This is a genomic window from Halorubrum distributum JCM 13561 (assembly GCF_000337395.1).
GTDB lineage: Archaea > Halobacteriota > Halobacteria > Halobacteriales > Haloferacaceae > Halorubrum > Halorubrum distributum.
Window position 1 is genome coordinate 1 of record NZ_AOJF01000037.1, and the last position, 228, is coordinate 228.

1 rRNA gene is annotated in these 228 nt (G+C 58.3%); it reads right to left on the reverse strand.

Annotated features, from left to right (window positions below):
* Positions 1-228 (reverse strand): 23S ribosomal RNA (locus C470_RS16220); the annotation flags it as partial.

Below are 228 nucleotides of genomic sequence, written 5' to 3' on the forward strand. Positions count from 1 at the left end.
GTTTCCCTGCGCCTTCCCCGGTTCACGGGTTAGACTCGCCAATCAAGTGCACTCCCTGGGTCGTTTTTCAAAACGCACGACACGACGCCGGCTCGATTCTCTTCCTACTGGAGGATCGCTCCTCGGTCGTTTTGAGAATCGCCTTGTACGCCCTGTCGCTCGATCGCCAGCTGATTTCAGGCCCTATTGCACCGCCCTTCTCGGGGTGCTTTTCAGCGTTCGCTCACG